This window comes from Parabacteroides sp. merdae-related_45_40, assembly GCF_001915675.1.
On record NZ_MNQY01000138.1, the window covers coordinates 1 to 25,824 of the forward strand.

General features: G+C 45.1%; 14 protein-coding genes and 1 pseudogene. All 15 read right to left on the reverse strand.

Annotated features, from left to right (window positions below; all coding sequences use genetic code 11):
- Nucleotides 1-1,410: sugar-binding domain-containing protein (locus BHV83_RS20105; protein WP_286757941.1), on the reverse strand; the 1,410-nt coding region annotated here is incomplete at its 3' end.
- A 13-nt stretch (nt 1,411-1,423) separates the two neighbouring features.
- Nucleotides 1,424-2,878: a trehalase family glycosidase gene (locus BHV83_RS20110; protein WP_195528227.1), complete on the reverse strand. Its 1,455-nt coding sequence runs from the start codon at nt 2,876-2,878 to the stop codon at nt 1,424-1,426.
- 94 nt (nt 2,879-2,972) lie between these two features.
- Nucleotides 2,973-4,640 (reverse strand): RagB/SusD family nutrient uptake outer membrane protein, encoded by a 1,668-nt coding sequence (locus tag BHV83_RS20115; RefSeq protein ID WP_022322541.1) that lies wholly within the window; start codon nt 4,638-4,640, stop codon nt 2,973-2,975.
- Nucleotides 4,641-4,663: 23 nt separating this feature from the next.
- On the reverse strand, nt 4,664-7,942 hold the full coding sequence (locus tag BHV83_RS20120) for a TonB-dependent receptor (RefSeq protein WP_259324882.1): 3,279 nt from the start codon (nt 7,940-7,942) through the stop codon (nt 4,664-4,666).
- 218 nt (nt 7,943-8,160) lie between these two features.
- Complete coding sequence (locus BHV83_RS20125; protein ID WP_122205631.1) at nt 8,161-9,111, reverse strand: FecR family protein; 951 nt, start codon at nt 9,109-9,111, stop codon at nt 8,161-8,163.
- Nucleotides 9,112-9,143: 32 nt separating this feature from the next.
- Nucleotides 9,144-11,132 carry a glucosidase family protein gene (locus tag BHV83_RS20130; RefSeq protein WP_122205632.1) on the reverse strand — a complete coding sequence of 663 codons (1,989 nt, stop codon included), beginning with the start codon at nt 11,130-11,132 and terminating at the stop codon, nt 9,144-9,146.
- Between the two features lie 101 nt (nt 11,133-11,233).
- On the reverse strand, nt 11,234-11,788 hold the full coding sequence (locus tag BHV83_RS20135) for an RNA polymerase sigma-70 factor (protein WP_286757942.1): 555 nt from the start codon (nt 11,786-11,788) through the stop codon (nt 11,234-11,236).
- 134 nt (nt 11,789-11,922) lie between these two features.
- Nucleotides 11,923-13,518, reverse strand: a complete 1,596-nt coding sequence (locus BHV83_RS20140; RefSeq protein ID WP_122205633.1) for a glycoside hydrolase family 31 protein — start codon at nt 13,516-13,518, stop codon at nt 11,923-11,925.
- A 21-nt stretch (nt 13,519-13,539) separates the two neighbouring features.
- Nucleotides 13,540-15,646: pseudogene (locus BHV83_RS20145) on the reverse strand (alpha-N-acetylglucosaminidase).
- On the reverse strand, nt 15,643-17,214 hold the full coding sequence (locus BHV83_RS20150) for a DUF4874 domain-containing protein (RefSeq protein WP_119215335.1): 1,572 nt from the start codon (nt 17,212-17,214) through the stop codon (nt 15,643-15,645). Before BHV83_RS20150 ends, BHV83_RS20145 begins: the two are co-directional and overlap by 4 nt.
- A 1-nt stretch (nt 17,215) precedes the next feature.
- Nucleotides 17,216-18,403 (reverse strand): family 16 glycosylhydrolase, encoded by a 1,188-nt coding sequence (locus BHV83_RS20155; protein ID WP_270518302.1) that lies wholly within the window; start codon nt 18,401-18,403, stop codon nt 17,216-17,218.
- Between the two features lie 84 nt (nt 18,404-18,487).
- A complete protein-coding gene (locus tag BHV83_RS20160) occupies nt 18,488-19,960 on the reverse strand; it encodes a RagB/SusD family nutrient uptake outer membrane protein (RefSeq protein WP_005649674.1) in 1,473 nt (490 codons plus the stop codon).
- Between the two features lie 32 nt (nt 19,961-19,992).
- Nucleotides 19,993-23,472: a TonB-dependent receptor gene (locus tag BHV83_RS20165; RefSeq protein WP_122205635.1), complete on the reverse strand. Its 3,480-nt coding sequence runs from the start codon at nt 23,470-23,472 to the stop codon at nt 19,993-19,995.
- A gap of 158 nt (nt 23,473-23,630) precedes the next feature.
- Entirely contained in the window at nt 23,631-24,611 is a 981-nt protein-coding gene (locus tag BHV83_RS20170; protein WP_122204045.1) for a FecR family protein, read from the reverse strand.
- 648 nt (nt 24,612-25,259) lie between these two features.
- Nucleotides 25,260-25,802 (reverse strand): RNA polymerase sigma-70 factor, encoded by a 543-nt coding sequence (locus tag BHV83_RS20175; RefSeq protein WP_119215332.1) that lies wholly within the window; start codon nt 25,800-25,802, stop codon nt 25,260-25,262.
- Nucleotides 25,803-25,824 lie beyond the last annotated feature (22 nt).

A 25,824-nucleotide genomic window follows, 5' to 3' on the forward strand; every position in this document is an offset into this window, starting at 1 on the left:
ATCCGCCTGCTTTCCTTTAAAGCCTAAATAATTATTCGAACCGGAAGCATAGATATGGCGGTTATCCTCCTTTTTGAAGGTCTGGATCAGCATGGCAAGCCCTTCCTCGCCGGACATCTCATTTCCTAATCCGAACATCACAAAAGAGGCATGATTACTATAGGCCCGATGCAGGTTTCGCCCTTCTTTTAACAGATAATCGCATAATTCGGTATCATCGATATCGATATTTCCCCAAATAGGAAGTTCCGGTTGCAGGTAAATGCCTTCGATGTCGGCTGCCTCAAAACAGGCTTCGGGAGGACACCAGGAGTGGAAACGATAATGGTTGATACCGTACTGTTTCGCTACCTGGAAATAGTGCCGCCAAGTCTTCACATCCATTGCGGTATGGGCAATCAGAGGGAAGACACAGGCGTCATGTTTTCCGCGCAGGAACGTAGTCTTGCCATTCATGGTGAACTGCCGTCCTTTTGTTTTGAAATCGCGCAAGCCGAAAGTCGCCTGCTCCGTATCGACCGATTGATCTGTTTTTAGTGAGACAGAGAGACGGTATAGAGCCGGTGTAAATTCGCTCCAAAGCAAAGCCTTATCCCCCAGCGCAAGTTCGAGCTCCTGTTCCGGCTTCGTCCAGTCCACTTCAACTGTCTGTACCGGTGTTTTATGTTGTTTATCCGTATTCCAGGCTTCGGCATAAAAGGACAATATACCTTTTCCCACCCCTTTGTCCGGGTTACGAAGGGTTACTCTGGCAGTCACGACTTTTTTCGCGACATCCGGATAAAGCTGGATCTCATCGATCCCGCAAAGAGGTGCGCTTTCCAGATAAAAATCACCGATAATTCCATTCCAGTTTGTCTGTGTGGAAGCAGAATAAGCATGTGAAGAGCCGTAGACCTTTTCTGGCACGGCCTGCTTGCCGTTATCGACTAAAATAGCAACGGTATGGGTTCCGGGAAACAGATAAGAGGACAGATCATATTGTTGAGCCGTAGAGATATCGTTATTTGCCCCAACTTCTTTTCCATCGATCCAGATCGTCGTAGGCTTCGTGCGTTCCATCACTAAGCGGACGGATGTTCCGTCCCATTCTTCCGGTATACGGATCTGCTTCGTGTACAGTGCTTTCCCTTCAAACACATATTCCCTGGAAAGGCCTGTAGTCAGTGTCATATCCGTATTGTAAGTTCCCATTTTCCCCATATCGGTAGTACCGGGCAGGAAAAGAGAATCCGTACAAGACTTTGTCAACCAATCAGGAGCAATCCCCGTACCGGCAGTATCCAGTTGCAATCCCCAATTACCCTCCAAGGAAATGCGACTCCGGGTATCAGGAGGCAGTTGTTGGGTACAAGCGGAATAAAATCCGGCGGTTAACAACAAGGCAACAAGTTTAATCGAATTTTTCATCTTCTTCAAGTTTCTATTTATATGCTTCAGCTGTTTTCGTTTCACCCGGTTTACAAACAATATCGAGATAACTGAACGGATTACCCAGTTCATCGTTCGTATGCTTGGCATCCATCCCGCTAATCATGGCGACATTACCCGGAAACATGGCTCTCCAAATCAATTCTTTCCCGGACTTGTTCGCGAAGGTACTACTTCCGGCAGATTGATGCAAGATAGATATTTTTCCTGAGAATACAGGAATATTTTCTATCGAAATCCAACGGGTAGCATCCGTAAAGCGCGGAAGGGTGGTAATACGGTTTGCCGTGACATCGGCATCTACGCCGGCAAGTCCACACACAATTCCTTCGATCACACCGCTGGCTACTTCGGGATAATCCCGACGTTCATTCGCATAAAGCTCCTTTAGATAATGATAGCCCATATCCTGCCTGCCGTATTTATAAAAGATCTTCGGATAGTAAGACATGCTTTCCACGTTTGTCTCTTTCTCCGACAGGATCGCCAATAAACGATTGATACGTTCCGGCTTGTCTACGATACCGAACCAAAGAGGAAAAACATTACATCCGCCTTCTTTCAGGTTTTCATTCTCCAACTTATAGGCATAATAGTTTTGAGTCTCTTCATTCCACCAACCGGTATTATATAGGCGGGCATACTCTTCCGCCTTCGACTCATAGTGGAGGGCGGCCTCTTCATTTCCTCCCAGCCGTTGAATCTGTGCATACGATTTCAATCCTCGGTAGATCGTAGCGATCAAATCGCCGGTTACCGTCAGCCCACGAACCGATTCCTCATAAGAAGGGAGCCCACGGAAGGTTTTGAACTTCGGATCGACACGTGCATCGTCTTCGTGCATCACCCCCGGACGTTCCATGATCTTATCCGCCTGCAACTGCCATCTGTCGATATATTCATTGGCCGATAAACGGAAGAACTCTTCAAAACGAGGATCATTGATGTAGACTTCATCTCCTGTCCAGAGGTACAAACGGTAACAAGCGTTCATCACATCGAAGTTCGCATTCAGGTTATACCAGAAATCCTGATCCGAGACATAATCAGCCGAAGCCGGCAGGTTATTCCTGTCTATCTCCCAATAGCTGCAATAGTCCTTCGACTCGGAAATATTCTCGACAAACTTACCCATCATATTCACATTTTGCCTGCCATGCCCGTTCAGCTCCTCGCCTATACATTGATGAGAGACATCCCGCATGCAGAAAGCCTGGCGATTCGGCAAAGCCGCTTCATACCAAGGTCCGACCGGATCGGAATCCTCCCCGACATACCAATTCGAATTACTTACGGCCCAATCGAAGATCTTCACCAGGGCCGTATCATCGGATGCCACACAAAATGAGGTACGCGCAGCATCCGCTATATCAGGATACATCTCCTGCCCTGGCTGGCCGCAAGCACAACTTAAAACAAGGATAAGAGATAAATATGATAATTTCATTTTTATACGATCATTATGTTATTACAAAAAAAGCGCATCAGAATATCCTCGGATAGTCCTGACGCGCTTTCTCCCTATAATTCAGAACCGGTTATTATTTCCAACCTTCGTTTTGGGTGATACGACCTGGGTTCAAGTCGATCTCTGCTTGCGGAATCGGCCACCAGAAATCTTTTGCCGTATAAGCATCTCGCTCCGCTGGAATCAAAACGGTATGTTTAGGCGTCCCGCTCGAAAAGTCGCGATATTCGATACCTTCGATCGGCTTGTTCATCACATCCAACAAAATGTTCCAGCGACGGATATCGGCAAAACGAAGGCCTTCCTGCGCAAGTTCCACACGTCTTTCGTTGCGAACCAGATCCCGGAGACTACCGTTATAACGTTCGGCTACCATCTTGTCAATATCATTCGTATTACCAGCACGGTCACGAATCACTTTTATCAGGGACTTGGCTTCGTCCGTACTTCCTCCGGTTTCCACCAACGCTTCCGCCCTCAACAGATAAGCTTCCGCATAACGGAAAATTATAAACGAGTTGTAAGTTGTCCATGTTTCTTCTTCCTGACAATATTTTTTCCAAGACAGGCCGGTAGGCGTCTTGTTCCATTCGCCACCGCCGCCTTCTGCCAAGACATCACCTACGCTGACTTCCTTGTCTTGCAAAGCCCCGTAATCCTTGTTAGGATCAAAATAAGTTTTACCATCTTTTTCAACCACATTGTTCGGAATCGTATTAAAATACTTGCCACGCATTTCCATACCCGGAGCATAGATAGTCTGGTAAAAACGGGGATCTTTATTCAGATACGGCATAGTTTCATTTCTCTCGCCCACATATTCAAATGCATCAGCTAATGCCTTCACCGGAGTTGTCACGCAATAACCACCGATAGACTGATTATACCAATTACCCCAACTGTTCGTCGCATCCAATGAATAGCGTCTTACCAGGATCACTTCATCCAGGTCTTCACAACCAGTTACAAACAACTTGTCAAAATCGGCCAGCTGCGGAGCGGATGCAACCAATTGGGCCGTTTCATCCAACGTAATCTGGAAATAAGATTTATCATTCAGATAACCGGCCGCATAAGCAGCAGCACGTGCACGAAGCAAGCGGGCAGCCGGTTTTCCGATCTTCGATTTATTGCTTGGCTTATCCGGTAATCCGGCAATTGCCTTGTCCAGGTCATCCAGGATAAAATCGAACACTTCCTTCGGGTCCTGTACTTGCTTAACGTTTTCACTTTCCGCTACTGTAGCCGGATTCTCGGTATAAAACATGATATGTCCGAAGATAGAAACCAAATCCAGATAAAAATAGGCACGCAATGTACGAGCTTCACCCAAAACCTGGTTCCGGTTAGCATCGCTTTCCCCGCCCGGCCATTGGTACTTATCAATATTGTTGATTACGTTATTCGCACGCTGGACGGAAATATATCCCTTATCCCATTTGTCAGCCGGGAAAGAAGAAGCTGTACTCCCGATGCCTCGCCCCAAGTCATATCCTCTATTCCAACTATGCGTAACCAAACCATTATCTGTCACGCCATCCATCCACAAATCATAACTTTCGACGTTCAGTCTCTCATACAAGGCGGTCAACGCCTTTTCATAGTCTTCTGCCGACTTGAAATAACCGTCCGCCGTAATAATACCTTCCGGTTCCAGATCAATATTACTGTTACAACCGCCTGCCATACAAAGGGTAAAAGCCAACGCCCCATACAGCAACGATTTCTTATATATTTTCATAATGCTCTATTTATTAGTTTAGATTAAAAGATAATGTTTACACCGAAGTTTACGATTTTCAACGGAGGAAAATCATTGATTCTATCACTTTTTCCTTCTGGGTCCAGACCTTGATACAAACTACTGAATGTAAGCAGGTTCGAGCCAGAAACATACAATCTCAGCTTTGTGATTCTCAGCTTGTCCGTGATACCCTTTGAGAAGGTATAGCCCAACTGGGCGTTTTTCAGACGTAGATAATTTGTCTTTTTCAGGAAGAACGAGTTGTAGGTAGATGCATTCCGGTTATTGGCTGCTTCCAAACGAGGCATTTCGGCATTTCCATTCTGGTTCTCTTCCGTCCATCTGTCGCGGAAATGTACACCGGTGAAGGCCTCATAGCTTGGTCCTTCGATCCATTCCCCATACACCATACGATTCGCGCCGCTTGATCCCTGGAACAGCAAACTCAAATCGAAACCTTTATATTCGCCGCTGATATTCCATCCATATGTGAACTTAGGGATATTGGAAGCAAATATCTGACGGTCGTCCGGGTCGATCGTTCCATCGTTATTCGTATCGACCAGTTTCACATCGCCAGCATGAAGATCAGACATACCACGCGGGTCCGATTTATATTTGGCACGGTATTCTTCCAATTCCTGTTCGTTCGCGATCAAACCGTCTGCCTGATAGATGTAGAAAGCATTCAAAGGCGAACCGATCGTTTGAATATTATAACCGCTGATATTCTTGTCATCACCACCGCGGTCGATCCATTCGTTCTTGTTATAAGCCAAGTTGAAAGAAGTGTTGAATGTAAACTCTCCGAATGTTTTACGGAAACCGACCATAGCTTCCACACCTGAGTTACGAACCACTCCGGCATTTTGTTCAGGAGCATCCAGACCAATGAAATGAGGGATACCCAGTGCTAACAAAATATCTTTCGTATCTTTTGAATACCAGTCCAATTCACCATAGATCGTGTTATTTAGGAAACCAAAGTCCAAACCGATATTAGTCTGTTCCACTGTTTCCCAAGTCACATCCGGATTCGCCATCTTCTTCTGGTAAACAGCAGAAACAAGGCTACCGTTCATGACCACATTCGAGGTGTTATACTGAGGCAGATACATGAAGGCATCGATACGCTCGTTACCGGTCTGCCCCCAGGAGGCTCTCAGTTTCAGATTATCCACAAATCCCAGATTTTTCATAAACCCTTCTTCCGAAATACGCCATGCAGCAGAGAAAGACGGGAAAACACCCCACTTATGGCCTTTCGCAAAACGGGAAGAACCATCGGTACGGATATTCGCTTCAAATAAATACTTATCCTTAAATCCGTAGTTTACACGTCCGAAGAAAGAGTTGATACCCCACTTGGTCGGATATCCTTCCGCAAACTGGCTACCGGCCGAACCTAAAGAAACGTCCGGTAAAGCATCAGAGATCAAATCTTTACGCTGAGCCATTGAATAATAGTTGCGGTAAGAGATTTGCTCCATACCGTAGAGCAACGCCAAATCATGGTCGTCGCCGAAACGCTTTTTGTAATTGGCCAGGAAACGAAGTGTCATCTGGTAACTGTTGTTACGTGAATCTTTTACACTATTCGGATTATTACGTTGTGTAACCAGTTCACCAGTTTCGTTGTAATATTTATAATTCTTATAATGGATCTTTCTTCTGTCCCATGAACCGTTCAAAGAAGCCATACCCGTAAACACCAAATCCTTGATCGGTTCGAAATCGGCTTTTACCTGTCCATAAACCACATCCATATTATAACGGTCTTCCCCTACGACATCCAAATCCATAAGAGAGATGGCATTTCTATTCTGTTTATCCAAACGGTAATCGCCATTTTCATATCTGACCGGCGATGTGGGCTGCATGCTCCATACATCATACTGCACGCTACCTAAAGATTCCGGCCATAGGCGGTCAACGTGACGATATGTTACGTCACTACTCACCTTCAACATTTTGCCAATGTTCAAATCTGTATTTACACGATAACTATAACGCTGATATTCCGTATTTTTAACCAAACCAGGCTGATCTAGATAGTCAAACGAAACCAAATAACGTCCAATTTCGCTACCTCCTGTCAGATTTAATGTATGCTGTGTGATATAAGTAGGTTTATACACTTCATTAGCCCAATTCAAATAAGAATGGTTATACGGATCATCGCCTCTTTCCGTTGCCAGAATATCATCTTCCGAATATTTGATCGAACCACCGGAATTGACTAATGCTTCATTAACCATCGTCATATATTCGCGTGCGGAAACCTGCTCGGCTCTTACCGCCCGATCTTGGAAACCGATTGTACCATCGTACGATAATTTCACTTTACCTTCCTTACCACGTTTGGTCGTTACTAGAATTACACCGTGAGCAGCACGTGAACCGTAGATAGAAGCAGATGCGGCATCTTTCAAAACAGAAATATTCTCGATTTCGGAAGAAGGAATCTGACTTAAAGACATTTCGATACCGTCCACCAATACCAGCGGTTTGGCATTGCCAGTCGTACCGACACCACGCAAGTAGATTTCAGGATCGTCACTACCTGGAGCACCACCACGGTCAACTACTGTGATACCGGGACTCAAACCCTGCAAAGCTTTTGTAGCATTTACCACTGTCATTTTATTGATTTCATCACCTTCCAGCTTTGTAACGGCACCAGTAGTCGTCACTTTACGCTGAACACCGTAACCGACAACAACAACTTCGCTCAATGCTTGGGTATCTTCAACCAACTGGATAGCCAATGTCGACTGGTTACCTACCTTTACTTCCTGCGTATTATAACCGATATAGGATACCTGTACAACCGCACCCGGAGCGACTTCCAGTGTAAACTTGCCATCGATATCAGTGATAATGCCGTTTGTAGTTCCTTTTTCAATCACATTGGCGCCAATAATAGGTTCACCCAGATCGTCCGTAACGACACCCGTAATCGTTTTCTTCTGCTGAGCAATAACCGGAGCAGATGTTTCCTTTGCCTTATAACTCGACAGGACAATATAAGAACCTTTTTGGGAATAATTCAGTCCTAACTGGGTAGAGAGGTTATCCAAAACTTCCTTGATGGACTTACCGACCATATTAACGGATATCCTTTTATTTACATTTACACCGGCATCATAAATGAAAAGATAATCCGTCTGCTTTTCAATAGTATTCAAATAATCTTTCAGTGAAAGATTATCACCCTGCAGGGTGATCTTTTGCGATATCGCATTCTCTGCATGCAAGCAGAAAATGGCTGCAAATAATAACATATAGGTTATTCTCATAATCCTAAATAAATGTTTATGTCGTGATTTTAATAAGAGACAAAACCCCGACAAAGGTATTTTATTCATAACTTTGTGATATTTAAAGATTAATACTTGTGTTAGACATGTGTTAGTTGTAAGGCGGTGAATCTCGCACATTCATCGCCTTTTTACATTGTTTTTCGTGTTCCACTTCATTCCATAGGCATTTTCGTTTTTAATTTAAGGTTACACATTTACTTTATATAGATAATCGTATTATCGTCGCTGCGGGAAAAAGTAAAACGCGTACTGCGTTGCAACACCTGCAAAATGAAATCCACCCCGTCCGAAACACGACATTTCCCACTACATTTATAGTCATGCAGACTTTTATTTTGGATTACAATACGGATATCATACGTCTTCTCAAAGCGTTTCATCAAATCGGCAAAACGGATATCCTCAAAGCAAATCAATCCCTCTTTCCAACGATAATCATCCAAGTTACGGATCGATTCCACCACCATTTTACCTCCCGTCCATTCCGCTTTCTGCATCGGAGCAAGCCGGATGGAAGGACCAGGCTCCATTTTATTTGTTAACTCAATGGAACCTTCCAGCAGGGCAGCTGAAAATTCGCAATCCGACTCCGCCTCATTCACCCGAACATTAAACTCCGTCCCCAAAACTTTTATATCACATTTCTTTGTCTGTACGACAAATGGATGTTCCACATCTTTAGATACATCAAAATAGGCTTCACCTTTCAACGACACACGGCGGATATCCTCACTAAAAGAGGCCGGATAAGTCATTTCACTACAAGCATTCAGCCAGACATTCGTCCCGTCGGACAGGGTGAGGTTCGCCCGCTGCCCCGGAGGAACGACGATCTTGTTCATCTCCAATACAGGAGCCGGTTTTCCCACATTATTAGATATGTATAGGGCAGACACTAGCAATACGGAAATTGCAGCAGCGATCTTCAGCGATTCTCTGATAACAAAAGGCAGGCTGAAACGGTGACCGGATTGCACCATGCTGCTATTTTTCGTCTTATGCAACAACAGCACATCAAAATATTTCCGCTCCCTTATCAGCTCTTCCCGATTCTTATCAGAAGCATCCACCCAATCGCAAACAGCCTCTTCCTCTTCAAAAGAGGCTGTTCCTGCAAAAAATCGATGTAATACATTTCTGTCCATACGTTATATAAGCACCTCTCGAAAGCAACCCCCTAAAATTTTATCCGAATATTTTCACCTTCCTTTATTTTCCGGTTGCTGATCGTTTTTCCGTCTGCGATAACGGCAACTTGCAGTTGATCGCCAAGACGCTTCACTTCAATATCGAATACTTGATTGAACGCGCAAATCTTACGCAGGTTCATATGATCCCACTCTTGCGGCAGGCGGGGAGTAAAGACAAACGAATTCAGGCCGGTCGGACGAATGCCGAACATCCCTTCCGTAATGATACGGCAATACAAACCGCTTTCGGCAGACAGATGGCGCTGGTTGCCTTCCGGCCATGCCTCGATTGCATAAGGGACATGTTCACCCAACAGACGCTGGGAAGAATAGAATCTCAAATAATCGGTAGCCTTCTCCGTCTCACCGCAAGCATACACACCACGCAACGCATACAAGGTGGAGCGATCCCAGAATGTTTCACTTCCGGCCTGCGTCAGCAAACCGTTCTCCGTCCACAGGCGCGGAGAGAACAACGCCTGGATGGTCGCATCTTTCCGATCCTGTATCCCGACCGTGAGCGGAATGCAGATCCAAGAACGCAGGACATCATTTCCTTCATAATATTTATAGGTATCAAATCCTTCGACGACCCCGCCGAAATAGCGGTCGATATTTTTCTTCAGGGCTGTAGCCTGGCGAGCATAGGCTGCAACCGGCTTACCTAAATCCTTCCCTAAATAACCTGCTGAGATCAAAGCATCATAATATAAGGAAGAAGTACAAAGATTTGCTTTCCCTGCTGGGAAACGGTTTTCCAGTTCATCCGCATCGGAAGCCACAACACCACTCTCGTTCAAATTGCGCCGACAATATTCCAAGCACCATTCGATCAATGGCCACAACTTTTCGGCTTCTGCCTTATCTCCTTTGGACAAAGCATAACGGGAAGCACCATAAGCGACCATCGCCGCATCGCCACGATCACCGGCTCCTGCCCAGACATCAATGCCTTCCGCTATGATCGAGCTAGGCAACGGCTTGTATTCCGGATTCATGAAGCGGGCAAAATGTTCATACGAGCACAATGCGGAACGGTTTCCGACCTCATATCCCAAATAAGGGAAGAAAGGGTTGATATATTCCGCCTGGTCGTTTGCCCAGATAGCAGCATAGTAGGATTCGCCTCCGGGGCCATGCATAAGGCCTCCTTTCGTATCGTAAATACTCTCCGCTCCACGGATTTTTGCAAAGGCGAACATTGTATTGATGACAGGATCGGGCGTATCCAGAACCAGGTTATCCCAGAATCCGGCAATCAAATCCTGCCGGGCCTGTAATTCCCTGTCAATATCGAACGATAGCTCGCGCTCATCCTTTTTGTATCCGGCAAAAGTCGCGCTGAACGTCAACTCCTCGCCAGGTTGCAACTGACGAGCCACCTGTCCGTTGATAGTCGAAACTAATTTATAGCTGCCATCCACCCCTTTCGCGGCATCTGTCTCGACAACAGAGCGTGAAGAAGGGATTTCCACCGATATCGCAGATTCACCTATATTCCGTAAAATATATTTTTCACAAAAAGCCGGATTCGAAACGGAAGGAAACAAGATACGTGTCAAGCCGAGTTTTTCCTTACGGGGAAGTGTGTATTCGCTCTGGACGACCATCGTGCCGTTCAACGTAACCTCCTTTACTTTCTCATTCAGCAAAGACTGCCCGTTTACCTCGACCATATCCGTCACGTTCCAGGCAAAACGACGCATCAAGCTAGCATGAGTATTATTCGGAATCGTGCGTAGCATCGGCCATACCATACTTCTGTTCAGCATAAAGGCGCCGTTTGCATCGACTCTGTAGCGAAGCACGGTCGAAACTCTCAACCCACTCATTTCAATATGATCCTCATGCGGAACCCGCTCATCCACCTGCCAGGTAATACCACCGGCAGAATTAATAGCCCAGCGATCGGCTGCCGATACGGAGAGGCAGCTAATCCATAAAAAAGATAAAAGGCAGTAAATCTGTTTTCTCATGTTACTTAATCAATAATGTGTTTTTCAAATTTCTTTTATAATAAGCACCTCAAAAGAGATATCCCCTAAAAAAATATCATTTTTTCTGAAATACTTTTGTTTCACATGAACAAAACAATCGTCATATAATCCTTCAACTTCACTTTCAATATCTTCAATGCTTTGGATATGTGGGACTCCACACTCTTGACGGAAAGCGAGAAATAGGCAGCGATTTCCGGGTATGTTTTATTTTCATAGCGGCTCATGATAAAGATCCGGCGGGTTTTGTCGGACATCATTGCCAATGCCTCATCCACGAGCCGTCCGGCCTCCGAACTGAAAATTTCCTGAGGATCGCAGGCTTCAAGGGTGGCAATCCTCAGACTATTCACCCGTTGCTGATGCTCCTGGATACGTTGTTCCACATCTTCGCGGACACGAAGATGACGAAGGAAATTCAGACATTTATGTTTGATCGCTTCCAGGATATAGGCAGGAATATTCGAATCGGAAGAAAGAGAATGGCGATTTTCCCAATAATACATGATTCCCTCAACAGCAATATCTTCCGCTGCCGCTTCATCTTGCAGGTACGTATTGGCGAAACGCACAAACAATCCGTGGTAATCGGCAAACAATTTATTAAAAGCTTTTATCTCCGAGGCTGTTTCCATAATGTCTCTTTTCGCCGATAAAGATAGTACAAAAAACGCTGTTTCCAGACTGTTATTTCAGAAAAACAATCTGAAAACAGCGTTTATATCTCCTCTCTCGTTTATGCGAATCAGAAACCCATGTTTTCAACCACTTATTTTACTTTTTCGAACCAAGGCAGGCGTTCCAGAGGAGCTGTCACTTCAATCGTTTTCGGTCCCTTGAACTTCTTACCCGTATCGTCTACCCATACACCTTCTGGCAGCATCACTTTGCGCGTGTGTTCCTTGGTCAGTACCGGGGCAACCAGATATCTGTCACCCAACATGAATTGATCCTTGCAATCAACGAATCCCTGGTGCGGAAACGCATATTCCATATGCCGGATGATCGGCTCACCGGTCTTTGCGGCATGATACGCCTGTTCCAGAATATATGCTCCCATCTTCTCATGCAGACGGGCATAATCACGGCAAATCGCCAGATGCTTTTCATCGAGGATGCGCCAAGGAGCCACCGAGAATTGCATCATCGGCATCAAGGCATGTACCTGGCAGGAACGCACGATCAGCTCTTGATCGAGCTTCGTCTGGTCTACTCCCAGGAAAGAGGCGAACTGGCCTCCGCCGATCATATCCGGACAGGCATAGGCATATCCCAGCAAACCGGCAGCAATCATATCAGGGATCAGCAGGCCGACCGCATTCCAAGAGTAATCTTTATCACCCAGACGCTGAACCAGCGCTTCACCTCCCATCTTCCATCCGGCACGATATTCGTTAAACGGGAAATCCAACCCGATCTTCGCCCAATACCGGCACATATCCACTGAAGTAGCCGACTTATCGTAAAACTCCAGTTCCGGATCGTTATAATGACCGATATCACCGGCATCAAACTTGAAACCATCCGCCCCATATTTCTCCTGCATGCCGCGCAATTGTTGTTTCAGATGTTCGGCAGCGGCCGGATTGCTAAGGTCATAGCAAGCACTATAACCGTTCCACCACGGAATGATGGCCGCTTCATTCGTCCCCCTTTTTTTGATCAGGAATCCTTTCTGCTGAAGCTCACGAAACTCCGGGCTATCCGGACTGACGAACGGGCAAATCCAGAACATGATCTTGAATCCCTGCCTGTGCAGACGATCAATCATTCCTTTCGGATCAGGAAAACGTTCGGGTTTAAAGTCGAAATTGCCATAATATTTCTGCCAGTTGTCATCCACCATGAACACGCCGACCGGAAAATCATTCTCCAATACATGATCCGCATATTTCAGGATATCCTCCTGATTCTGGTTATACATCAGTTCGATCCAGGTATTATACTGCGGCATGGAAAAGAACAACGGATCCGGCAAATCACCGGAAGGTGGGAAATGTTTGGCAGAAGCAGCCATATAAGCATCCTTCAACGTACGGCCCGCCAATACCGGCTCCATCTTCTCATAATCGGAATACAAACGCAACTCTCCATTCTCTACCTGAAAAGAAAACGGCTTGTCACTCCAAATATACCGTCCCTCCGAAGAAAGCAGAAGCGGCACGTTCTGATTGTTCAGGTTCTCGGCAGAGAGGTCGAACAAACGCAAGTCACCTTCAAAAGGCATCTTCGATCCCAAGCCGACTGCACCGCCCCACCATTTCTCTCCTTCGAGAGACGTTATTTTCGATTCGTACTTGCTCGCAGCAAAGCAGGGCAATGCCAAGAGAACCAAGAAAAGGAGACAGATTGATTTACGTGTCATAATATATTCAATGTTGTTATGTTATTTGCCGAATATTTCCACAAATATACGTTTTACTGTCGAAATACAATCTCCTTCCGGTTCGCTCGAATAAACATTTGTTGCCTTCGTCCAGCGTTCCTCGATTGCATAAAAGTCGATAGCCGCCGTTTTTCTGCCATCCAAAAGCCGAGTCTGATAATCGAACCAGGTTTTCCAGCGCATATAATAGAAATCTTTCAGGATACCATTCCATTCGCGATGGGCATAATCGCGCAAGCCGCCTTCGTCGGCCGCCAATCGGTTACCCCAAGTCGTAATCTGTACACGGGCATTCCACTCGTACAATTCCTTTTCTTCAGGAGTACTTCCGAGGCTGCGGGCACGAGCGATCCAGGTTCCAACCTTAAATTCAGGACGCGTTGCCAGCAATTCGTCCTGCAACAGAATCAAACGCAGGAAACGGTCGGAAGCATCCTTATACAACTTTTTGTCGCCAGCGGCAAAAGCGGCCTCAACAACCTTCTCCGTAAGACGTCCTTTCTCGGCGATCGCCTGGCGGACGATATCGACCAAATCATACTCGAAATTATTGTTTCCCTTGAACTCATCGGCTACAGACACCATCATGGCGGCAGCACGGATCACATTGTTCAGATCATAATAGTCTTTCATCTCCGACCAGCTTGAAACCTGATACGGATGTTCGGTAGGACGGGCACAGAATACAGATTCATGAGTTCCCTGCTGCGTATTTGCATCCGGACAGTTATAGATGGAATTGCTCAACAGTATCCAAGCGTCCTGCACCGTGGGATTGCTCTTTCCGTAACGGGCAACCGTATACTCCCTCAACCACTGATCCTTGTCGAAACGCTGCGGACGCCAAGGCAGTTCCGTCAACAGTTCGAACATGACCGGGTTGTTTTCGCTCCCCTCCATCGTCATGCCGACTCCTTTCAGCGTTTTACCGAACGGACTTTCCTTCGCCTTATAGAACTCGTCGATCACGTGCTTCATCTTCCCGTGTAATCCAACGTTCCCACCATAGTTCAGCAACATACAATAAATCCAGTCATGCTGTCCGAACCCGTCCTTCCGGTACCAAGTAGATGCAGGATCTCCCCACTGCGGACGGCTTTCCGCGAACAGATCCAACACGATCAGATCTCCTGCCTCCAAATTTCCGATCATCTGCGGACGCGGGTTCGCCTGCCATGCCTGAGCCACCCAGACGGCTTTCGGATTATTCTTCTTCATTGCCTGCATAATGGCCTTTCCAGCTGCATCCAGATCCACGCCAGCCACACTTCCGCCTTCATGGAACGGGTCCATACTGTAATAGTCCGCTTTGCCGTACAGCTTGTTCATCTCCTTATAATATAAGGAAGCGATCTCCTCGAAACGCGGATCTGTCGGTTGCAAAAATGCCGGACGGCGATATCCGTTCCATAATCCCGGATCAGAGACATTCAAACCTAACTTCTCTTTTGCATTATGAGGAACCATACCGGAGTATCCGGGGAATACCGGTTCGATGCTTATACCAACTATCCGGATTCGGGCCGCCCCAACCTTCCAAGTTGTTCATCAACCACCAAGCCTGGAAACCGGGACCGGCTACAAAATCGTTGATTTCTTCCTTCGTATAGCCTAACTTGCTCAGCACATTGTACCAAACGCCATCCGCCCCGACCATCGCCAACGGCAAGTTAATGCCATGCAACGCCATCCAGTCGATCTCTTTCTCCCAACGCGTCCAATCCCAAAAGGCCATCGTATAAGAGAAGGTACAATAGTTGAAGTCATAGCGGTATTTCATATCCGTCTCATGACGTTCCTTCTGCTTCACTGCCGGCAATACCTCCGGCAATTCGGCCTGCATGCCATTCCAGGAAAGATGAATTCCGACATGATATTTCAGATACCAGTTCAGCCCGGTCGCGATACTCACATAATTATTACCCCGGATCACGACCTTGTCACCTTTCTGGTCGAGTTCGAAAAAATCGACAGGAGATTTCACCTGTTCAATCATAAATTTACGCGACGCACCTTTGTCGATACGTTCCAGCAACCCTTCGATAGGGGAAGCCGCTTTTACGGCAAGCGCAACCAGCAACATGCCGAGGATATGGATGATTTTCATTTGACAGAGATTTTATTCATTAAGATATTGACGCCATACTTTCCGTCAGGAGACACCCACCACTGCGTATCGCCGTTTGCACAACGGATCGCAAAACGATTGTCATACTGCAAACGGGCGGAGCCGTCGGGAATCCATAGGCCGAGGCTGTACATTCCCTTTGCCAGACCGAGCGAAATCTGCAAGTCGGTAGAAATCGTATGCAGGAGCGGAGTGCAGGAGCTGTCGCCCGTTTCATACGGTTGCCAGTCATTCACATTCGCATCCGTCAAGGCGACATGGCAAACCTTACCGGACTCGTCAATCAAGACCAGATAGACAGGATGTTCATTAAACAAAGTCGAGAAACCGCGGTTTATCAAAGATATTTCGACAGGATTAGCCTGTCCGGCAAGCAAAACCGCCGGAGCCGTCATCTCCTGCAACTCGATACGGTAACCGAGATGGTCCCGGATATAATCGAATACATTCCGTTCCGCTACAGAGCCATCTTTCCTGATGAAATACCCATCCGACACCGGCATCTTGTTCTCCCGCAGGAATTCTGTGGAAACAGGAGTTTCCTTCCAGTACATCATCGAATACTTATCTTTCGTATTCTTTTCCTTATAGTTATGAATCACGCTAAGAGAAGTGAAATGTTGCAGGAACAGGCGGCGTGCCGTTTGCAATCCATCAATGATCCACCCGGCTTCAGGATTATCGGGGTCCTCATTCATGCTCCAGGTTCCCCAAGGTAATTCTCCGTCGACCGGAAAACAAGGAGACTCACGCACAATCTGCTCATAAGCAGGCGTACCTTCTGACATTCCGCCATCCCACTGATGCTTTTTGATCACAATAAAGTCGTCATGGAAAGAAATCCGTTTATAATCATCAGAAGCCGTATCCAGCAGGTTCTTATATTCGGGAACCCGTATCTGGACAGCCCGTCCTTCCGGTGTCATCCGGCAGATATGTTGCAAAATAGTCCGTTTCGTATCGTCCGACTTTTCGAGACCATGAAAAGAACTGTGCCATTCTCCCCAAGCACCGATCATGCCAGCCTGTACAACCTGAATCACATCCTTATTCTCTTCAAGGAAAGGCTTGAGCTGTTCCGTATGGCGAATGATGTCTTCCAATGTAGGACCAGTAGCCGCCCGCCCCAAAAACTGGGTTTCATAAGCAAAACGGAGGACCGCTTTCTTGCCTAAGGACCTTAATTTGTCAAAGAAAATACCCATTGTCCGAAAATCCTCTCCTGTCAACTCTTTTCCGACTGCTCCCGTCAAATAGAAGTAGGTCTGAACCAGTGATACGCTATCGGAAGCATAGAGTTCGGACTGTTCTTCCAGATAAGAAGTGATATCAGGATATTCTTCGGGAGCCCAGACATAGTTCTTTTCCGTTACATCCAGTGCCACTTCAAGTCGGAATCCTCTTTCGGGGTTATACAGCCCTTCCATTCCAGCCGGATCATCCGCATAAATACCCCGGAAAGTACGATGCTGCACCCCGGAATCGCAAGAGGTGAAAAATCCAAGCATCAATGCGGAAACCAGCATAAAGGTCGCAATGTTTTTCATATCAATCGTTTTTAGTTGTTGTTATAATCAATGTAGCCTCCTGCCCTTTCAGCAAGCCATCCGGCAGACCGGTAATCTTCCCATTCACGATAACTGTTCCGGCATCCTGAACCAAGCGCAAAGCTTTATCATCCAACGGTTCCCATTCCACAAACTGCTGTGTTACCGTCCCGTCGTTATAATGCACATTTACAAACGAAGGCGTGTATAACAACTCGCGTGTCACATGTCCGTCAATATCGCGCAAGGTAGCTTTTCCTTCGGATACCTGCAAGCGTGCCGGCTCGATAGAAGTGATGCGTAACTCATTTTCCGGTACTGCCTGACAGCCTTCGGGTATCTTCTTGTACATGCGGATATAGTCGATATCGAAACTCTTCGGATACGGGACGGAAGGATCGTAAGTCCCTGTCCAGCCGTTCTTCGCTTTCCGATTGTCATAGAAAGAGATAATCTGAACCAGCGGATAAGTGATCGTCGCCTTATGCGTCATCACCTGTATGCCATCCACATACACAGTCACACCTTCCGGTGTCCAGTCGAAGCCATATACATGAAACTCTTCCGCCAATTTCTTATTGGCGAACCAAGGATGTTCCGTGTGATACTGGATCGTCGAGTCTTTCCAGCTGTGTACGGTAGACCAGATACGATTGACATCAGTCCCCAATATTTCAAAGATATCGATCTCGCAACTTTGGTTCGGATCATCTTCAAACCCGATCAACCACCAGGCACAATGCACCCCGCCCCCAGCTTGCATCTTGGCACGCATTTCATAATAGCCATACTGGTTTATTTGTGTAGCTTCCGTCTTGATCGAATGAAGGGCTTTCCTTTTCGGATCATAGTGATGCATACCGGTGCGGCTGGCACTCATAAAACCTGATATATACATTCCCTTATCAAACTCATTTTTTGAATCCCGGTCGATCGTCAACCGGACCACCCCGTCTTTCATCTCATACGTCGGTGTACAGACAGTCCGGTCTTTCGGCCAAGAAGGCAGATACTCAGGAATCCATTTCGTCCGGTCGATCTCTTTCCCTTCAAACTCATCGTGAAAGATCAAACGGTAACCTTCTTTTTCCAATGGGCTGGCGGGATAATCCTGTGCCTGTATGTTCTGTAAGCTGGACTGCAAAAGGAAACAGGCAAGAAGTGTACTGAATAGATATTTATTGCTCATGATATTTATTTATTAACGGAGAGAAAAAAGGCCGCAAATGAAGCGGCCCTTTCTCAATTAAATATAGACTCTAAAAGAATCGGATCAATAACCTGGATTCTGAACGATTTTGCCCTTACCTTCGTTGATTACAGCTTGAGGCAACGGGAATAAAACAAACTCATCTTTAGTCGTCGTACAACCACGGTCTCTTGCATTCTGGATAAACTGTCCGTGACGGATCAGGTCGGAACGGCGGACACCTTCGAACCAAAGCTCATGCCCTCTTTCATCCAATACTTTCTGCAAGAAATCGTCTACTCCTTTTACATCACCCATTGTATATGGATTCAGCTTGGCACGTACACGAACCTGATTCAACAGGTCCAGTGCTTCGGAAGTTACGGCATTTCCTTTACGAACAATTGCTTCAGAAAGCAAAGTCAGGACGTCTGCGTAACGGTAAACAACCAAGTCGATCTGGCTGCCGTCTCCTGTAGATTCGGGGTCTTCACCATATTTTACAGGTACAGCTCCAGAATAAAGGTTACCATGTTTGGCGATATCAGACTCTTCATTAAACAATACACCATCAGTACCTACATATTCGCCAACCAAAACAGACAGACGGTCATCACCTTCCTCAAAAGTACGGTAGAAAGGCCAAGGGACTTTATAACCATCCCATTTCTGGATAGAAGCATTCTTAGTCGGGTAGTTTCCCGGTAAAGCATGGTCATGCCACAACTGAAGATTTGTACCTCTTTCTTCCGTACAAGCAAAGATAATTTCCTTGTTCCCTTCATTTTCAAGCGTAAAGATATCTGCATATCTGTCCATCAATCCATAACCGTATTCGGCTTTCAACAATTCACGGCCACATTCTTCCGCTTTCGCCCAATTCTTCTCATGCATGTAATACTTCATTAGAATCGTATACGCCAAACCTTTATCAAAGCGTCCGAACTGTGTCGTACGGGTAGGCAAGCCTTTCAATGATTCAGTCAATTCCGTTTCAATGAAATTTGTCATCTCTTCTTGAGTCGCACGCGGCTCAATTACTTCATCCAACGGATTCTTCAAATCTTCCAGTGTCGGAATTGGAATAGGCCCATAGAAATCATACAATAAAAATGCCAGCCAACCACGGCCTAAATGAGTTTCAGCCATCAGTAAAGCCTTCTTCTCGTCACTCATTTCTACATTTGAGATACGATCCAATGTCAATGTCATTGTACCCAAATATTTGGCATAATCCGTATAATTGAGAGTCGTATAAGAATGATTCGGAGTCCAGTTATGAGTTGTCAGCGGAATCCAGCTATCATTCACCCAACAACAAACAGCAATATCGGTTGACATATCACCAATAACCTGAAAACTGTGAGCCGTACTGAATACACCGCTATACTCCGCACTACGGAAAGGAGCATAAACACCTCCCACAACAAGCGCCTCCGCATCCTTTTCATTCGTCGGGAAAAAATCCGGATTGATCGCATCATATCTTTCCGAATCCAAATTAGTACATGAGGCCAATGCGCAACAGCACATTACTGTATATAATAATTTCTTCATGACTTTATCTTTATTTTTAACTGTTTATACTATTAGAATGTAATATCCAAACCGAAGCTGTAAGTACGAACATTCGGGTAAGCCCATTGCAACTGAGATGGAGCACTTTCTGAACTTGAAATGTCAGTTTCCGGGTCAAGACCTGTATACGGAGTGATTGTAAACGGATTGTTCACGTCGAAATACACACGTACGTTAGACAGAATATGTTTGCTGGTCTTAATAGGAATATTATAACCTAAAGTAATGTTACGACAACGGATGAACCAAGTCTTTTCATAATAATAGTCACCGACTCCATAGGCACTTTCAGTCTGGAAATATCCGGGTAACGTACCGTTCGGATTGCTGGAGGACCAAAGATCCGATATTGAAGTAGGCTGATTATAACCACGGCGCAAGTCATTAACGTTATTACTCAACCATTGTTTCTTATAACTTCCGGCAGAAAGCTTATCAAACTGTCCATAGAAATAAACATTGAGATCAAAGTTTTTCCAACGCAAAGTATTATTAAACCCAAATAAATATCCAGGGTCAGCAGATCCGTAAATCACTTTATCTGCATCATCCAACTTACCATCAGGCTTTCCGGTCTTCATCGGAATGCCATGCTTATCAACTTTAATGGAACCATCGGATTCATAAACATATCCGTCAATATCTTTGATCTTCACCTGTCCGGGTAATGCACCAGGCATATGGTCGATCGTTTCACCTACTTGAACCAAACCATCTGACAAATAACCGGAATAGTAACGCATCCATCCGTTATACTCATCATAAGCATTCGGTTTCCATTTCGGATCACGTTCTTTCCACTTGTCACGATAGAGAGAGAATGTCAAGTCTGATGTCCATTCAAAATCCTTATTACGGATATTAGTCGTATTGATCGTCAATTCAAAACCCTGGCTCTGAGTCTTACCCACGTTCGCAATGATTTTATTCACCTCGTTATAAGACAGCAAAGTCTGTTCATTCAACAAATCGGAAACGACTTTATGATAATATTCAGCAGTTACATTGACACGTCCATCTAAGAAACCTAAATCCAAACCAACGTTCCATTCACGGGCTGTTTCCCAAGTCAAAACATTGTTTCCGAGTTGACTCAAATAGACACCATTGATCATGGAATTGCCAAAGATATTATTGTTACCTACTTTATAATAGCTATAAGCTTTATCTCCTACGTTGGAGTTACCTGTTTCACCATAGCTCAAACGTAATTTACCATTAGACAATACATTTCTCAAAGGAGCCAAGAACTCTTCTTCCGTAAACCGCCATCCGGCAGCAACTGAAGGGAAGAACCCCCAACGTTCACCCGAAGCAAAATTTGAAGAACCATCGGCACGCAATGTCGCTGTCAGCAGATAACGGTCTTTAAACGTATAGTTCAAACGACCGAAGAATGAAGCCATACGAGATTTGATCGCACTCGATCCTACAGTCGGACGTTTTGCATTACCCGCGCCCAAGTTGTTATACAAGAAACCGTCTGTAATGAAGTCATTGCTTTTTCCTGAAAACATTTCATATGTAAACAACTGATAAGAATGACCAACCAAAGCGTTGAAGTTATGGTCGCCTACCTGTTTCGTATAATTAGCAGTCAATTCCATCAAGTAGTCGGAATTATCACCCTGTGCAATAGAGGCCGCACCATTTTCACGTTGTCCATAAAGCGTTGTCGTTGGCAAATATTGTTTCAGTTTCTGATAGTTACGGTCGATACCGAAATTTGCTTTCAACAATAAGCCATCTATCGGGCGAACTTCAAAAAATGCATTTGCCAATAAACGCTCTTGAGTCGTCTTATCTGTAATGTCCAGCAATGAAACAGGATTCGGCAAGAAAGAAGCATCGGAGTTCATCGAATAATTGCCATTCTCATCCCGAATGGGCAAAGCCGGATTAAACTGAGCCGCAGAAACCAAAATTCCGGCATTCTCATTCTGGCCACTACCTAAAGGCACGTTGTCATATTCATTACGTGTCGCCGTCAAATTAATCCCCATCTTTACATATTTGCTCAACTTCTGGTCCAAATTGGCACGAAGAGAGTATCTTGTCATTCCATTATTTTTAATCACACCATCCTGATTAAAATAGTTTCCAGAAACCAAGTACTTCGTATTATCGTTACCTCCTGTTATAGATAAGTTATGAGAAGTCTGAAAACCTAAACGGGATATTTCATCAAACCAATTCGTATTATTAGCCGGATTGGCAATCTGAGCATCTGTATAAGGCAATGTCAAAGCCGGCAGGGAAGGGTCTGTCGCCTCTTTTCCTCCATAAATGCCAACACCGTTCGTACGCATCCATTGTTCACGAGTATAATCGTTTGTTGCCCGCATAAAACCGGAAGCGTCCAACATCTCGTAAGATTTGGCTATCTGCTGTACAGAAGCCGATCCGGAATACTGTACCTTAGCCGCCCCGCTCTTACCTCGTTTTGTCGTCACGATGATCACACCGTTACCGGCACGAGCACCATAAATAGCTGTCGAACTTGCATCTTTCAGCACTTCAATAGATTCAATATCGTTTGGATTGATAGAAGCCAGGATATTATCTTTATTACCTCCTGAATATTGATTACCACTATCCAATGAACCCGGAGAATTCACAGGAAAACCATCAATAATGATCAACGGGTCATTCCCCGCCTTATCAGAAGAAGCGGCACCGCGAATACGGAAAGTTGATTGTCCACCCGGCTGGGCACTAATCGTGCTGACCTGCAAACCGGCAGCCTTACCAGCCAAAGCATGACTAACTGTAGACACTGTTGCCACAGGAGTGTCATCCATCTTGACAGATGCAACTGCACCTGTCATATCCTTCTTCTTCATCGTACCGTAACCGACAACCACCACTTCTTCCAAAGCCTGTGTATCTTCTTTCAACAGAACGTTGATCACATTCTGATTCTTCACAACAATGTCCTGAGGAATGTATCCGATAAAGGAAATCTGCAAAGTCGCGTTAGCCGGAACTTCGATGGAAAAGTTTCCATCCATGTCGGTAGTAGTACCGTTAGTCGTACCTTTCTGGATAACGTTTGCACCGGCGACAGGGCCGAATGCATCGCTTACAGTACCGGTCACCTTACGATTCTGCTGCGTGGCGGCGGTAGAAGCCGGAGCTGCCTCGGAAGTCAGGACAATGTGACGATCCTTGATAGTGTATTTCAAACCTGTTTTAGCTGCAATAGCATCCAACACAGTCTGAATATTAGCATTCTTTTCATTGATAGAGATCTTTTCGTTCTTGTTGATCTCTTCCAGATTATAGAAAAACAGGAACTCGGACTGCTTTTCGATCTGTTTCAACACTTTTTCTAAAGTTTCATTCTTAGCTGAAACATTTAGAGTAGCAGTTTGCGCATAGGTGGAAGCAACCACGCTTGACAGACAAACAGCCAACATTAACACGGTTAATTTCATGATTTTTATAGTTCTTTTCAGGTTAAGAGAAACAACTATACGTTGATTATTCATACTTTTGAATGTTTTTAAGATTAAACATGATCCCACGGCAATGGGAGTTTAATTGTTCACACTTTTAGAAGAGAAGATCCGGCAAGATTTTCTCTTCTTTTTGGTTTAAGACTAACTGGTGTTCATATTTCCTACTAAGATTAGCAATTTGTTTTTATTTAGATTTCTGATATTGTCACGTGATGATCGTCGATCTTATACCGGACCGGGATTGACAGATGGATAATCTCCATGATGTCTTTGATACTCTGCCCCCGATAGAAAGTCCCGGTAAATGTCCGGCGCTTCAGTGCTTCCGACTTAACAGTGAACTGCACGCCGTAAACATGGCTCAACCGATACAGAATAGCTTCAAGACTTTGTTCGGGGAAATAATAATATCCGGTTGTCCACGAAACAAACCGGTTGGCGTCGACCTGTTGCAGGAGGGCTGATCGCGTTCTTTTGTTATAGACAAACTGTTCGTTCGGCTTTAAGACCGTAGGATGTAACAGGTTCTGCGTGGTCAGCAGGACAGAACCTTCCAGCAGTGTCGTAGTCAGGAGCGAATCGGTCGGATAAGCGGAAACGTTGAACTTCGTCCCGAGTGCTTCGATAGATTGTTCTTTGGTCTTGACAATAAATGGCTTATCTTTATCTTTGGCTACTTCAAAATAGGCTTCCCCTTCCAGTTGCACGATACGTTCGGACTTACCATAACGGGAATCATAAGAGAAAGAAGTCCGGGTTCCGAGACTGACGCGGGTTCCGTCCGGCAAAACAACAACATCCGCTTCAAGCCCGTCTCCACCGACATAACTGGTAATCCGGTCGTCATATTCCCTCGAAGAAAAGATAAACACAGTAGAAGTAATGGCTGCGGCAAACATTGCCACAGCCGCATAAGTACTTATGCGGGTCAATAAGGAATATCTTTTACGCTGGCGGGACTTTCTCTTATCGAGAAGGCGAAGCCAGCTATCGTGTATTTCAGAAGCACCACGGGAAGGAGCGCAGGCTTCATAAAGTGCTTTGGTCTCGAAAAACAATTTTTTGTTGTCTGCACTTTCATTCACCCAGGCATAAAAATCGTCCAAAGACCGACCTTGCAGCCGTCCTTGCAAATACCCGATGATTAATTCCGAATGTTCGTTTTCCATTTTCACTTAATTATTAGATGTAGATACAAAGTCGACACATGGTTAACTTGGTTCTTACATATACACAACGAACGGGAAAGAAAAAATACTCACAAGAAAAACAATTTTTTTCGTCATAATCCGGGAATTGCCTTCACCATGTGTGTCTCGTCCTAATTTGGGTTGACTGTGTATTAAAAAATCCTGTTATAGGTGGTCTATAAAAGTAAAAAAACAGACAAACCAGTAAATGAGTTGGGGGGACGAAAAGTATCATAGAGTGGCAACTGCCATACTTTTATCGTCAGACTATAAAGTCATAGAGCTTTTGACCTACGTCGAATACCTTTTTGACTAAGGTCGAAAAGGCTTTTGACACTAGGCAAAAAGGCTTTCGACTTAGGCCAAAAATACAAGGAGCTATAATACAGGCCTTAATATTTTGTATATTAGGACATTAAAAAGCTTCTATAATTCCTTTATTTTTTCACTTAAGAGATTGTTTTGATTCTTTCGTCTCATGAATTAAGATGGCTTTGGTCAAATTCGTCACTCCAATGAGTGAAAGCAGATCTTTAAGGTGAAGGCAGTCCAGATGCTTGCCTTCACTTTTTTACACATTGATTTTCAACGTATAGCAAGACAGGGTGAAGCCAACGCGCAAATTCTTTATAAAAGAAATATCAGTAGGAACAGATTCGAACAGTTCTTACGCAGATAAAGGAGGGAACGATAAAGCTGGTTCTCGACCGTACGGACAGAGAGATCCAGACGTTCTGCTATTTCGGCCGCTTTCAGACCTTCGAGATAGGACATACGGAAGATTTGCTGGCTTCTTTCAGGCAGTTCGGCAATCTTTTTCATCAGCAGATCGAGCAAATCCTTTCGCATGAAAAGTTCGTCGGATGCCTCAAAGAAGTCAAGCTCTTCCAATTTTAACTGAAGGGCGCGATGATCGATGATCTCCTGCTCCATATTTATCCGGCGAAGATAATCCAGGCAGGCATTCCGGACGGAGACATAAAGCACCCGTTTCAGGTCATTCTCCGGAAGGCGGAACACCTGCTTGTCCCACAACTTCAGAAATACATCGTGGACAATATCTTCGGCAAAGAAACCGGAAACGAACTTCTCCGCAAAGCGCATCAACATCGGGGCATACTCCGTATAAATATGCCGGTATTGATCTATGTCCAAAGATGTATTCCCCATATTTGCAAATATAGAAAAAAAT